The organism is Streptomyces sp. cf386, from assembly GCF_900103585.1.
Classification (GTDB): Bacteria; Actinomycetota; Actinomycetes; order Streptomycetales; family Streptomycetaceae; genus Streptomyces.
The window spans coordinates 94379-107013 of the sequence record NZ_FNHV01000016.1 but is presented as its reverse complement, the minus strand read 5'-3'; the positions used below and the strand labels follow the sequence as shown (position 1 = coordinate 107013).

Genomic DNA, 12635 nt, shown 5'->3' with positions numbered 1-12635 from the left:
CGACGGGCCCCGGCCGCTCGCGCCCCTGCACTACATGATTGTGTAGTGCAGGGATGTACGCCGCTCTTGCGCCCGCTATCAGGAGGTGCTCATGGACTTCAGTCGCGAGGAGTCCGTGGTCTGGCGCAACCGCGCCCTGCTGGTCTTCGACCGTGTGTCGGTGCCGGTCGCGGTCTGTGATGTGTACGGCGCGGTCCTGCTGGCCAATCCCGCGATGGCGGCGGAGTGCGGTACCACTCCGGGGCGGCTGCGCGGCCGGGACGTTCTGGAACTGTTCCGGCCGCAGGAGGCGACCCAGGTCAAGCGGATCGCCGAGGCGCTGCGGCTGCGGCACCGCTCGCGGTACCAGGTGTCGGTGCGCTGGGAGGCGCCCGGCGGTGCGGAGCGGTACGGGGAGCTGACGGCGGACCCGGTGAGCGACACCGTGGAGGAGACGCCCGCGCTGCTGGTGATGCTCCGGGTGCTGGGTGAGCGCGAGGCACACGAGCAGCGTCCCGTGCGGGTCGCCCCGGCAGAGACACGCATCCTGGCCCTCCTCGCCGGCGGCGCCACCACCGCACAGACCGCCCGGGAAACCGGCCTCACGGTGGACGGCGTGAACTACCACCTACGACGCCTCTCGACCCGCTGGGGCGCGGCGAACCGCACGGAACTGGTGGCTCGGGCCTATGCGAGGGGCGTGCTCGCTGCTGGGGTGTGGCCGCCGGTGCCAACGGTTCCGGAAGCGGAGTAGGCCGCGCACGGCGGTTCGGCAGCGCCCTGAAGGGGCGCGGGGAACTGCGCGACCAGCCCAGCGCGACGACTGCGCCCGTGGCGACCCGACAAGGCCGAAAATCACTGGCTCCCCCTCAATTTGCTTCCTACCCTAGCCCTGAACCTAGTACCTCTAGGTTTTGCCGATGAACACCCCGCAGCCCCGGAGACCCCCTATGAAGCCCCTCACCGAGCAGGACATCCGCACCTCTTTCATCAACTGCTCGAAGGGGGAGGCCAAGCGCCTGCCCATGCCCCGCGATCTCGACGAACGCCCTTGGGACGACCTCGACTTCCTCGGCTGGCGGGATCCGGGGGCGCCCGATCGCAGCTATCTGGTCACCGAGCGGGAGGGGCGCCCAGTGGGCGTCACGTTCCGCTTCCCGTCCTCGCAGCGCGGCTTCCTGCATCGCAGCATGTGCTCGCTGTGTCTGACCACCCGTCCTGGCGGCGGCGTTTCCCTGATGACGGCACGCAAGGCCGGCGCGGCGGGCCGTGAGGGCAACTCGGTGGGGGTGTACATGTGCACCGACCTCGCCTGTTCGCTCTATGTCCGCGGCAAGAAGGTCGTGGACTCCGGGGCCCGCTTCGAGGAGAGCCTGACGCTGGAGGAGCAGATCGCCAGGACGACGGGCAATCTGGCTGCGTTCGTCGACAAGCTGTACGTCTGAGGGCGGGCGCCCGTCCGTCACCGGTCCCGCAGCCTCGACGCCTCCACCTGGTGCAGATGGATCAGGATGTCGTAGCTGCGGGCGAGCGCGATGTCGTGCGGGCCGTCCGGGTAGGCGGTGCCGATGCTGCGCGTCGGCCGTGCCTGCCGCAGCCAGTCGGCGGCCGGCGCTCGGACGGACCGCAGGTCGAGCAGGTGGTCGCGGTACCGCACCCGGTCGAGGGTCCGCTCGTTGCTGCCCGGGTCCGCCGGGCCCAGCGTCCAGCGGCGGACATCCTCGTCGTCGAGGCCGGTGGCGTTGAACGAGCCGTGGTCGAAGGTCAGGCCGACGCTCACATAGCCCGCGCCGATGCCCTCGCGCAGGAAGGCGCCCTGCACCTTCGGGTTCTCGACGGGCTCCTCCGGCACATAGCCGACGTGGTTGTTGTGCGCCGACAGCAGCACCTTGGTCCCGGTGTGCCGCTGCCACCACACCACGTTGGCGGCCATCGCCCCGTCGCGATAGCGCATGGCCGCGGCGATCTCCGCGGGGTCCTCGACGTCGAAGGCGTACTGCCGTGCGGTCTGGTCGATCACCCTCGCCTGCTGGACGGACCGGACGTACGCCTCGCGGTCGGCGCCCGGGGCCTGCCGCTCCAGCAGCCGCAGCGCCTCACCCGTGCGCTCCGCCCGCTCCTTGCGTTCGGCGTACGGCAGCCGCAGGTACTGCTCGATGTACGCGCCGGTCTGCACGGTCGGCCGCAGTCCGCGGTAGAGCTCGGCGAGGCGGGCGCTCAGCTCGGGGCGAGTCCCGGCCACGTACGCCTCCACGGCGTCGTACAGCTCGGGCCCGGTCCAGGCGATGTCGTCGCCCATGAAGCGGACGGGGTCTGCGGGGTGGCGGATGTTGTACGCCCGCATCCACTCGACGAGCCGCAGATAGTCGGTGTTGTTCCACCCCAGGTAGTCCCTCTGGAACTCCTCGCGCATGATGCGCCGCGGATCGCCCTTGCCGTACAGCACGTAGTCGTTGAGACGCGCGCCGGTGCTCCAGGGCGCCTCCAGGGCGAAGGTGCGAAAGCCCTTCGCCTCGACGAGGTGGCGGAAGACACGGTCCTTGAGGGCGAAGAAGTCGTGCGAACCGTGGGTGGCCTCGCCCAGGCCGACGACCCGGGCGTCGCCGATCATCCGGTCGAGGGAGCGCAGATCGCCGGTGTCACCGCCCGGTTCGACCGACCGCAGCGGGTGGGCGGCCCGGTCGAGCGCCTCGACGACCGTGGTGGCGGCCGGTGCGGCCGTGGCCGGGATGCTGGTCGTCGGGGCGGCGAGGATGATGAACAGGGTCAGGGCCAATACAGTCCTATGCCGTTTCATGATCCAAGAGTTGCGCTCCGAGGTGGGATGCGGCCATCCGGCGGTCCACCGTTTCCGGGGGCGGACGACCGCAGGGGGACCGCGGGGGTTGTCCTCAGTACCTGACCCGGTGAACCGCCCGGCCGCGCGCGGGTGTCCACCATCACCACCCCGCCCCCTTGCCGTACTCCGACCGCTGCGATCAATCTGGGGTTCCTTGCGGACCGTTACGGTCCGCAAGCGCTGTGTCGGCAGCATCTGTGAACGTGGAAAGGGAACGGCCCGAGGATGCCAGACGTACGTGAGGGGACGGCGTTCCAGGAGCGGCTCGGGAAGCTGCGCCGGGATCCCGTGGTGGCCCAGACCCTGCGGTCGGCCGCCGCGGCGACGATCGCCTACGTCATCGCGCTGCGCCTGAGCCCCGAGGCCGCGCCGCTGACCGCACCCCTGACCGCGCTGCTCGTCGTCCAGGTCACGCTGTACGCCACGCTCACCAACGGCATCCGCCGGGTGAACTCCGTGGTGGCCGGCGTGCTGGTCGCCATCGCCTTCAGCCTCCTGGTCGGCCTGACCTGGTGGAGCCTGGGGCTGCTGATCGTGGCCTCGCTGGTGGTCGGGCATCTGGTGCGGGTCGACGAGTATGTGCCCGAGGTGGCGATCAGCGCGATGCTGGTCCTCGGTGTCACGACCGTCGGGGACACGGCCTGGGCGCGGATCCTGGAGACGCTGATCGGCGCGGTGGTCGGGCTCGGCTTCAATCTCCTCCTCGCACCGCCGGTGTGGGTGGAGGAAGCCGGTGAGTCACTGGAGGGACTGGCCCGCCGGTTGCGGCAGTTGATGCTGCGCATCGGCGAGGAGGCGGCCGGCCGGCAACCGTTCGAGCAGGCGGCGGCCCGGCTGCACGAGGCGCGCCGGCTCGACCACGACATCGTCGAGGTGGACGCGGCGCTGAAGCAGGCCGAGGACAGCCTGCGGCTCAATCCGCGCGTACGGGACAGCCTGCTGCACCGGGTGGTGCTGCGCACCGGACTGGACACGCTGGAGATCTGCACGGTCGTCCTGCGCGTGCTCGCCCGCACCCTCACCGACCTCGCCAAGGAGCGTGAGCCCGAGCCGTTGTTCGCGAAGGAGACGGGCGCCGTCGTCGAGCAGTTGCTGTCCGAGATCGCCGACGCGGTGGTCAGCTTCTCGGTGCTGGTCACCACGCATGTCAGCAGCAACGCCGACGCGGCGGAGTCCCGGCTGAGCGCGGAGTTGCGCACGGCGGCGGGCACCCGCGACAAGCTCGCCCTGCTGCTGCGCGAGGAGGCCGAGCGCGAGAGTCGGCACTGGCAGCTGCTCGGCGCCGTCCTGACCGAGGTGAACCGCATCCTCGACGAGCTCGACACCGAGCACCGCTCGCGTCGCCTGCTGGAGGAGCTGGACCGGGTGTCCGAGGAGCAGCGCGTGCGGATGCCACGCCTGAACCGGCTGCGTGAGCGCATGGGCGTACAGGAGCAGCTCTGGCGGAACCGGACGGGGATGGGCGGGCGTTCTCGGTAGGGAGTGCCGGGACGGGGCCGGCGCCGCGGATGCGAGGGAGCGGGCCGATGGCCGACACGACCGTACGGATCGACGGAAACACCCTACGGCTGCCGGGCGGTGTCGCGGTGCGGTTCATCCGTACCCTGCGGCTGCCCGAGTCGGGCACGCATCCGCTGCCGCCGGGGCTCGGCGAGTTCCCGGTCCGGCGGGTGGCGGACTTCGCGGACACCGTTCCGCAGGCGTGGCGGGCGCGCGGCGGTGTGCTGCTGCCGGTCTATCTGCGCGAGGCGATGTGGCTCAGCTTCGGGGGCACGACGGAGCCGGCCGCCCTCCAGGTCGGGGTGGGCAAGGTGTGCGCGGTCTCGGGGAAGCCGTGGAGCGACCGGTTGTCCCGCAAACCGCAGAACTATGTCGTGCTGCCCCGGCAGCCCTGGCTGGACGGCATCAACTCCGGGAAGGGCACGGTCCGCCAGTTCGTGGCGGTGCCTCTGGGGCTGGGCGCGACCGTCGAGGGGCAGGTCACGGGCGAGGAGGTCTGGGGCGGCGTACAGCTGCAGGCGTTCCCGCTGAAGGAGCCCCGGCTGGCCGAGTGGCGTGCTGAGGAGCGGCGCCGGGCGGAGCTGGCGCGGGCGATCGCGCCGTCCGGCGGCTTCGGTGCCGCAATGCCCATGGCGGCACCGGCCCCTCAGGGCGCGGTCCCGGCGCCCGCCGCCGCTCCGGCGGGCCGTCCGTCCCGGGCCGCCGCGGCGATGGGACTGGGCGTCGGCGGCTCGATGCGGCAGGAGGTCTACGAGGACGACCGCCCGCTCTCCGACTGGGCGGACCGCCCCGGCGGCCGGGTCTTCGTCCATCTGGTGACCCCTCCGGAGTGGCGCCGCATCACCGGTGAGGCTCCGCCGCCGTCACCCGTGGACCGGGCGGCGTACACGCGCGCGGGGCTGCCCTGGTTCGACTACTACGACCAGGACGCCGAGGATCTCGCCCCCACGGACACCCTGGAGGCGGTGCAGCCGGTCGGTGACTGGCTCGGCGACGACCACGAGCCCTGGCAGGCCCCCGCGCCGGGCCAGGTGCTGCCGCTCAAGGACGCCCAGGGGAAGCCGGTGGAGGACGGGGACTGGTAGCCCACGCGAACTCACCCCAGGAAGCCCCGGAATCCCGGGGAATCAACCGACACTCCCGTTGCAGCATGTGCAATGTGCGTTGCTCTTCTTGCGCTCGGCGGGTGATCCACGCCAAGGTTGCTGTCGCGACCGTGACGACCGACGACCTGAGGTGTGGACATGGGCAGTGGTGGGCTGAGCAGGCGCCGATTCGTCGGAACCCTCGCGGGATCGGCCGCCGGCGTGACGGTCCCGGCGGCCACGGGTTGCGACGACGCGCCCGCACCGGCGGACACGGCGGCCTCCGAGGCGACAACGCCCCAGACACGTCCGAGCGCCCAGACCGAGAGCCGTAAGCCCTCGGGCCCGCGCCCCCTCTACCTGGGCACCTACACCTCCGTCGAGGGCGGCGGGACGGGCATCGGCCGCGCCACGTACGACCCGGTCACGGGTCGTATCACCGGCACCGGGACGATCACCGGCGTCGACGACCCCTCGTATCTGGCGCTGCACCCCGACAGGCGGACGCTCTACGCGGTCAACGAGCGCGAGGACGGCGCCGTGACCGCCGTCCGCCTCGCCGACCGCGAGGTTCTGGGGAGCCGGAGCACGGGCGGGGCGGCGCCCTGCCATCTGTCGGTCCATCCGAGCGGACGCTGGCTCTTGAGCGCCAACTACGGCACGGGCAGCGTGGCCGTGCACCCGATCGACGCCTCGGGCGCGCTCGGCGAGCGCACCGACCTGGTCACGCACTCCAGTCCGGCACCCGGACCCGGCCAGGAGGGCCCGCACGCCCACCAGTTCATCACCAGCCCCGACGGCGGCCACGTCCTCGCCGTCGACCTCGGCACGGACACCGTGTACACCTACCGCCTCGACCTGAAGGCGGGCACGCTGACCGAGGTCGCGCGGGCGCAGACCGAGCCGGGGGCGGGCCCGCGTCATCTCACCTTCCACCCGGGCGGCCGGTACGCCTACCTGGCCAACGAGGTCGACAACACCGTCGCCGTGTGCGCGTACGACCCCGGCACGGGCCGACTGACCATCGGCGAGGAGCAGTCCACGGGCACGGGTTCGGGCACCAGCTACCCCGCGCAGCTCATCGTGACGCCGAACGGCCGTTACGCCTACCTCGCCAACCGGGGCCACAACAGCCTCGCGCGCTACGCGGTGGAGGCGGACGGAGCCCGGCTCGGGCTGCTCGACACGGTGCCGGTGTCCGGGGACTTCCCGCGGCAGCTCGCCCTCTCGCCGGACGGCACTCTCCTGTTCGCGGCGAACCAGCGGTCGAGCACCGTCAGCGTCTTCCTCGTAGACGAGGAGAGCGGTGAACTGCGGCTCGCGGGCGAGCCGTTCGCCTCACCCGTCGCCGTCTGTGCGCTGCCGCTGTAGGGCGCGCGGGCACGAGGCCGCACTGGCCCGGGAGAGCAGGATGTGCATGCGCTCCGTGAGCTGCGCGACGTCGTCGGCGGGCCGGTGGAACGCCAGCCGTACGTCGGCCTGGGCGCGGGCGCGCTCGATGCGCAGCGTCAGTCCGTGCCGGTCGACGGCGAGGGGCTGGACGCGCACGGCGCCGTGCAGGCTGTCGGACTCGACCAGGCGGGTGAGCCGCTCGACGGCGTCCGGGTGGCAGTCGGCGAGGTGGGTGAGCAGCCGGGCCTCGGCGGTGGCCAGCGGGTCGGGCGTGGCGGCGGCGAACTCGTCGAGGTCGACGACCACGGCACCGGACGGCAGGCGCAGCACCGCGCGCGTCGCCTGGAAGGCGAGTTTGCCCTCCTCGGGGGCGAACCAGCCGGACAGCCAGAGCCGGGAGCGGATCCGCCCCCGCACCGGTACAGGGGCGACGTCGGCGAACTCCAGGACGGCGGACGGCTCCCCTCGGGGCGCGCAGATCGCCGCCGTGACGAGCACGCTGTCCTCCGGCACGTCCAGCAGGACGCGGCCGTTCTCGGTCACGGTGTGCGCGCCGACGAGCTCTTCGCGGCAGCCCTCCGCGGTCACCGCGCAGGACCACGCGGCGGCGAGCACCGACCGGGCACGTTCCGCCGCGGAAGGCGCTGCCGCCCAGGTTTGGCTGTCAGCCATCCCATACCTCCTTAGGTAAGCCTTGCCTAACCTATCGAAGATCGAGCCGCACGCCAACCAGCCCGGGCGAGGCTGTGCCCTCTCTTTGCGGATGCTCAGGGTGTGATGACGCCCAACAGGGCCCGGGCGCACAGGTCGCGCACCTGTTCCCGGGAGAGGTCCGAGCCTCTCAGCCACTCCAGACAGACGGCGGTGATGAACGCCAGCCAGCCCCGTACGGCGAGCTGGACGTCGGGCCGCTCCTCGAAGACCGGGCCGAACTCGGGGTCCGCCGCCATCGCCGCCAGGATCTGCTTCTCCTGTGCCGCCAGGGCCCGCTGGTAGACCTTGCGCACGGACTGGTCCCCGGCCGCGTCGGCACGATGGAAGGCGCGATAGCCATGGGCATGGGCCTCGACGTACTCCAGGTAGGTGTCGAGCCCTGCGGCCAGTTGCTCGCGCACCGGGACCCCGGGCACGGCGGCCGTCATCCGCAGCATGCGCTCGCTCTCCCGCTCGACGACGGCCGCGAAGAACTCCCGCTTCGTCGGGAAGTAGTGGTAGAGCAGTCCGCGCGAGACGCCGGCGATCTCGGCGACCTGCTCGATCCAGACGTCGTCGTACGGACTCTCCGAGAACAGCCGCGCCCCGACCGCGAGGAGCTGCTCACGGCGCTCCTCGGTGCTGAGCCGACGGCGTGTGCGCTCGCCCTGGTTCGCGGCCATACCCGCACTTTACTTGACGTGGATTCAACAGCCGGACCAGACTGAGCGCGTTATTGAACCCACGTACAACGAGCGCTGCCTCGCAATATGCCGCTGGATCAAGGGAGATCGCGTCATGGCGGAGACGACGACCGGGACCGGACTCCCGAAGGGGTTCCGCAGCGCGGAGCAGGGCTGGCCGGAGCTGCACCGCATACCGCATCCTCCGCACCGGCTCCCGCTGCTCGGCGATGTACTGGGCGCCGACCGGCGTACGCCGTTGCAGGACTCCCTGCGTCTCGCCCCGGAGTTGGGGCCGATATTCCGGCGCAAGGCCTTCGGCAAGGAGTTCGTGTTCGTGTGGGGCGCGGACCTCGCGGCCGACATGGCGGACGAGTCGCGGTTCGCCAAACATGTCGGGCTCGGCATCGCCAATCTGCGGCCCGTCGTCAAGGACGGCCTGTTCACGGCCTACAACCACGAGCGGAACTGGCAGTTGGCGCACGACGTCCTGGCCCCGGGGTTCAGCCGGGAGGCCATGGCGGGCTATCACCCGATGATGCTGGCCGTGGCCGACCGGCTCATGGAGCACTGGGACCGCGAACTGGCGGCGGGCCGATGGGTGGACGTTCCCGGCGACATGACCAAGCTGACCCTGGAGACCATCGCCCGCACCGGGTTCGGGCATGACTTCGGCTCCTTCGAGCGCGCCCGCCCGCACCCCTTCGTGACGGCGATGATCGGCACGCTCACCTACGCTCAGCGGCTCAACGCCGTACCCGCGCCGTTCCTGCTGCGGCGGGCCGCGCGACGCAACGACGCCGATATCGCGTACCTCAACCGCACGGTCGACGACCTGGTCCGCGCCCGTACGGCGGACGGACCGGGCGACGGGGACCTGCTGGACCGGATGCTGGAGACGGCCCATCCGGAGACGGGCGAGCGGCTCTCCCCGGAGAACGTCCGGCGCCAGGTGATCACCTTCCTGGTGGCCGGCCACGAGACGACCTCGGGCGCGCTCTCCTTCGCCCTGCACTACCTGTCCCGGCATCCGGACGTCGCCGCCCGCGCCCGCGCCGAAGTGGACAGCGTCTGGGGCGACACCGCGGTGCCCGGCTACGACCAGGTGGCACGGCTGCGGTACGTCCGCCGGATCCTCGACGAGGCACTGCGGCTGTGGCCGACGGCGCCCGCCTTCGCCCGGGAGGCCCGCGAGGACACCGTGCTCGGCGGCCTCCATCCGATGCGGCGGGGCGCCTGGGCGCTGGTGCTCACGGCGATGCTGCACCGCGATCCCGAGGTGTGGGGCGCGGACCCCGAGCGGTTCGATCCGGACCGCTTCGACCCGAAGGCCGTACGGACACGTCCGGCGCACACCTTCAAGCCGTTCGGGACCGGGGCGCGGGCCTGCATCGGACGCCAGTTCGCGCTGCACGAGGCCACGCTGGTGCTGGGTCTGCTGCTGCGCCGGTACGAGTTCCGGCTCGACCCGGCCTATCGGCTGCGGGTGACGGAGCGGCTGACGCTGATGCCGGAGGGGTTGCGGCTGCGCCTGGAGCGGCGGCGCTCCGCCGCCGGCGCCCTCCCGGGATCGGACGCCCTGGAGCCGTCCTCAGAGACCCGCTGTCCAGTGCACCGGGCGGCTGACTGACCCGGGCAGTCGGGTACCCGCGCTGCCGCGGGCCGCGTTCAGCTGGGGCTGGGTCAGGAAGAAGGCGTCGGTCAGATCGGCGTCCGTGAGGTCGGTGTCGCGCAGGTCGGCGCCGATGAGGTCCGCCCCGCGCAGGTCGGCGCCGGTCAGGTCGGCGGCGATGAGATAGGCACCGCGCAGGTTCGCGCCGCGCAGGTCGGCGCCCTTGAGCCGGGCGCCCATCAGGTCCGCGCCCCGGCGGTCCTTCTTGCGGCCGCGTACGCCCGCCCGCGCCAGCTCGCTGGTCTTCAGCAGCAGGACGTTGACCTTCTGCCGGTGAGCGGCCACATCCAGCGCGGCCAGTTCCTCAGGGGTTCCCCGGGTGATCGCCTCGGTCGTCTCCAGTAGCTCGCGCAGTTCGGCGTGGACGGGACGGGCGGCGGGCAGGGTGAGCGCCTCCGTCAGGTACCACAGCAGTTCGTGGAGCTGGCGGACGGCCGGGAAGACGTCGAACATGCGCCCGGCCTGCTCCCGGGAGCCGGTGCGCCAGTCCTGACCGCCGAAGGTGACCTGCGAGACCTTCTGTCCGGCGCCGAAGCAGTCGTAGACCGTGCAGCCGTTGAAGCCGCTCTGCCGGAGCCGGGCGTGGATGCCGCAGCGGTGGTCGTCCTGGAGGTTGCGGCAGGGCTTGCCGGCCGGCTTGTCGATCGCGAAGTCGGCGGAGGCGGTGAAGGGCAGCGCGACACAGCACAGCCCGAAGCATCGCTCGCAGTCGCCGCGCAGTTCGACCGGATCGGTCAGGTGTTGTTGCATGTCCGCCAGCCTACGACCTGCACATCATCGAACCTCACCGATGAGTTCCGGGCGCTGTGGGGGTCTCCTCATCCAACGGTAAACAAGCTCGGCTACCACTGGTACATGCGCCGAACAGGCAGGAGCCGTAACGGACTTCAGGGAGACGTCATGTGCAGTCACCAGCCCTCGTGCCCGACCGCCGACAGCCCGGACCACCACGCCGCCGTGATCGTGTCGGCCCACCCCGAACAGGGTTGGAGCCTGCTGTGCAACGGCACCATCGTCTTCGATGACACCGGTGAGCTGCTGCCGGACGGGCGGGTGGTGAGCCCGCACCGCACGGTCGGCGTGCTGGCCGTGGCGGCCTGAGGCGTCAGACGTCCAGCCCGGTCAGGTCCAGGCGTCCGAGACGCTCGGGGTCGGCCAGGATGTACATCTCCGTGATGCGGCCGTCGGCGATGGTGACGCCCATGACCGACTGCGGCTTCCCCTCGGGCAGGTTGACGGCCCCGATCGTCCCGTTGACCAGGACGAGCCGCGTGTACTGCGCGAGGTGGGCGAACAGCATCGCCTGGCCGGCCACCGACTTCGCCCCGCGCACCACCTTGGACGCCGCCGCACCGCCGACCAGCGGCCCGGAGTCGGCCCGCAGCACGACATCGGGGTCGAGCACCGCGAGCAGCGCCTCGAAGTCCCCGGCGCGGGAGGCGGCGATGAAGGCGTCGAGGACCTGCCGCTGCCTGCCGAGGTCGGGCTCGGCCGAGGGTGTGGCGCCGCGCACTCGGCGCCGGGCGCGGCTGGCCAGCTGGCGGGTGGCGGCCGAGGTGCGGTCCACGATCGGCGCGATCTCGTCGAACGGCACCGCGAACATGTCGTGCAGCACGAACGCGATCCGCTCGGCGGGCTCCAGCGCCTCCAGCACCACGAGCAGGGCCAGGCCCACCGAGTCGGCCTGGAGCACCTCCTGCTCCGGGTCGATGTGCGACAGCGGCCGGATCACCGGGTCCGGGACGAAGGCGTCGTCCAGCGGCTGCTCGTGGCGCCGGGTGCGTGAGCGCAGCATGTCCAGGCAGACCCGGCCGACCACGGTGGTCAGCCAGCCGCCGAGGTTCTCGATGTCGGCCGCGTCGCTGCGGCTCAGCTTCAGCCAGGCCTCCTGGACGGCGTCCTCCGCCTCGGCCAGGGAGCCGAGCATGCGGTAGGCGGCCGCCTTGAGATGGCCGCGGTGCTCCTCGAAGCGGTCCGCCAGCAGCTCTGTCTCGTTCACGTCTCCCCCTCCGTGATGATCTTTGCCGACGCTAGCGGCTGAACAGTTCGAAAGCGATGGCCGGCTTCCCGCCGAACCGCTCCCCCGTCGACTCGGCGTTCCCGGTGAGGAACCGGCGGGCGTACGCCTCCGGGTCCTCGTCCGTCAACACCTCGATGTAGGTGCGGTGTTCGAGCAGCGAGTGCACCCCGCGTTCCAGACCGGCCGTCGCGTCCACCGCGTGCGTGGGCGTACTGGAGCCGGCGACGGCGACCCAGCGGACGCCGTTCCAGGGCTCCAGGCCCTGCTCGATGAGCTCCGGGAAGATCCAGCGGTTGCCCGCGTCACCGGCCGCGTCCAGCGTCGCGCGGCCGACCGCCACGTGGTCCGGGGTGTTCCAGGCGACGCCGCCCCAGGTGTCCCGGTGGTTGAGCGTGATCACCAGCTCGGGGCGGTACCGGCGGATCGCGGCGGCGATGTCGCGGCGCAGCGCGATGCCGTACTCGATCACGCCGTCCTTGTGGTCGAGGAACTCCACCGCCGAGACGCCCACGACCGCGGCGCCGGCCCGCTGCTCGCTCTCGCGCAGCGGGCCGCACTTGGCGGGTTCGAGCGTGTCGATGCCGGCCTCGCCCCGGGTCGCCAGGACATAGCTGACCTCGCGGCCCCCGTCAGTCCAGGCTGCGATCGCCGCCGAGCAGCCGTACTCGAGGTCGTCCGGGTGCGCGACGACGGCGAGCGCGCGCTGCCAGTCGTCGGGCATGGGCTTCAGCTGAGTGATCGTCGGCTCGGTCATGTCCGCACCCTAACGCGT

13 protein-coding genes are annotated in these 12635 nt (G+C 71.8%); 7 read left to right on the top strand and 6 right to left on the bottom strand.

Going from position 1 to position 12635, the window contains the following annotated elements; all coding sequences use genetic code 11:
• Nucleotides 1-91 precede the first annotated feature (91 nt).
• The gene (locus tag BLU79_RS34280) at nt 92-733 is read left to right on the top strand and encodes a PAS and helix-turn-helix domain-containing protein (protein ID WP_093909878.1); all 642 of its coding nucleotides are present in this window, start codon (nt 92-94) and stop codon (nt 731-733) included.
• 196 nt (nt 734-929) lie between these two features.
• The gene (locus tag BLU79_RS34275) at nt 930-1424 is read left to right on the top strand and encodes an FBP domain-containing protein (RefSeq protein ID WP_093909877.1); all 495 of its coding nucleotides are present in this window, start codon (nt 930-932) and stop codon (nt 1422-1424) included.
• A 17-nt stretch (nt 1425-1441) separates the two neighbouring features.
• Here the strand turns inward: BLU79_RS34275 and BLU79_RS34270 are convergent, their stop codons facing one another.
• Nucleotides 1442-2776 carry an erythromycin esterase family protein gene (locus BLU79_RS34270; RefSeq protein ID WP_093909876.1) on the bottom strand — a complete coding sequence of 445 codons (1335 nt, stop codon included), beginning with the start codon at nt 2774-2776 and terminating at the stop codon, nt 1442-1444.
• Between the two features lie 267 nt (nt 2777-3043).
• On the opposite strand from BLU79_RS34270, the gene BLU79_RS34265 reads away from it, so the two are divergent.
• The 3 genes from BLU79_RS34265 to BLU79_RS34255 all read left to right on the top strand — a co-directional run bounded on the left by BLU79_RS34265 (nt 3044) and on the right by BLU79_RS34255 (nt 6774).
• Entirely contained in the window at nt 3044-4297 is a 1254-nt protein-coding gene (locus tag BLU79_RS34265) for an aromatic acid exporter family protein (RefSeq protein WP_093909875.1), read from the top strand.
• Nucleotides 4298-4344: 47 nt separating this feature from the next.
• The gene (locus tag BLU79_RS34260; protein ID WP_093909874.1) at nt 4345-5403 is read left to right on the top strand and encodes a hypothetical protein; all 1059 of its coding nucleotides are present in this window, start codon (nt 4345-4347) and stop codon (nt 5401-5403) included.
• A gap of 159 nt (nt 5404-5562) precedes the next feature.
• On the top strand, nt 5563-6774 hold the full coding sequence (locus tag BLU79_RS34255) for a lactonase family protein (protein ID WP_093909873.1): 1212 nt from the start codon (nt 5563-5565) through the stop codon (nt 6772-6774).
• On the opposite strand, the gene BLU79_RS34250 is transcribed toward BLU79_RS34255, so the two are convergent.
• Both BLU79_RS34250 and BLU79_RS34245 read right to left on the bottom strand, forming a co-directional pair.
• Nucleotides 6742-7467, bottom strand: coding sequence for a DUF2470 domain-containing protein (locus BLU79_RS34250; RefSeq protein WP_093909872.1), 726 nt, complete (start codon nt 7465-7467; stop codon nt 6742-6744). The two genes, BLU79_RS34255 and BLU79_RS34250, sit on opposite strands and share 33 nt — an antisense overlap.
• A 95-nt stretch (nt 7468-7562) precedes the next feature.
• The gene (locus BLU79_RS34245) at nt 7563-8171 is read right to left on the bottom strand and encodes a TetR/AcrR family transcriptional regulator (protein ID WP_093909871.1); all 609 of its coding nucleotides are present in this window, start codon (nt 8169-8171) and stop codon (nt 7563-7565) included.
• Between the two features lie 115 nt (nt 8172-8286).
• Between BLU79_RS34245 and BLU79_RS34240 the strand changes: the two genes are divergently transcribed.
• Nucleotides 8287-9801: a cytochrome P450 gene (locus BLU79_RS34240; RefSeq protein ID WP_093909870.1), complete on the top strand. Its 1515-nt coding sequence runs from the start codon at nt 8287-8289 to the stop codon at nt 9799-9801.
• Here the strand turns inward: BLU79_RS34240 and BLU79_RS34235 are convergent.
• On the bottom strand, nt 9763-10593 hold the full coding sequence (locus tag BLU79_RS34235) for a pentapeptide repeat-containing protein (protein WP_093909869.1): 831 nt from the start codon (nt 10591-10593) through the stop codon (nt 9763-9765). The two genes, BLU79_RS34240 and BLU79_RS34235, sit on opposite strands and share 39 nt — an antisense overlap.
• A gap of 150 nt (nt 10594-10743) precedes the next feature.
• Here BLU79_RS34235 and BLU79_RS34230 point away from each other — a divergent pair, with 150 nt between their 5' ends.
• On the top strand, nt 10744-10944 hold the full coding sequence (locus BLU79_RS34230; protein ID WP_062700935.1) for a DUF5999 family protein: 201 nt from the start codon (nt 10744-10746) through the stop codon (nt 10942-10944).
• A gap of 4 nt (nt 10945-10948) precedes the next feature.
• Here BLU79_RS34230 and sigJ read toward each other — a convergent pair whose 3' ends face one another.
• A complete protein-coding gene (gene sigJ, locus BLU79_RS34225; RefSeq protein ID WP_093909868.1) occupies nt 10949-11842 on the bottom strand; it encodes an RNA polymerase sigma factor SigJ in 894 nt (297 codons plus the stop codon).
• 31 nt (nt 11843-11873) lie between these two features.
• Entirely contained in the window at nt 11874-12617 is a 744-nt protein-coding gene (locus BLU79_RS34220) for a PIG-L deacetylase family protein (protein WP_093909867.1), read from the bottom strand.
• Between the last annotated feature and the right edge of the window lie 18 nt (nt 12618-12635).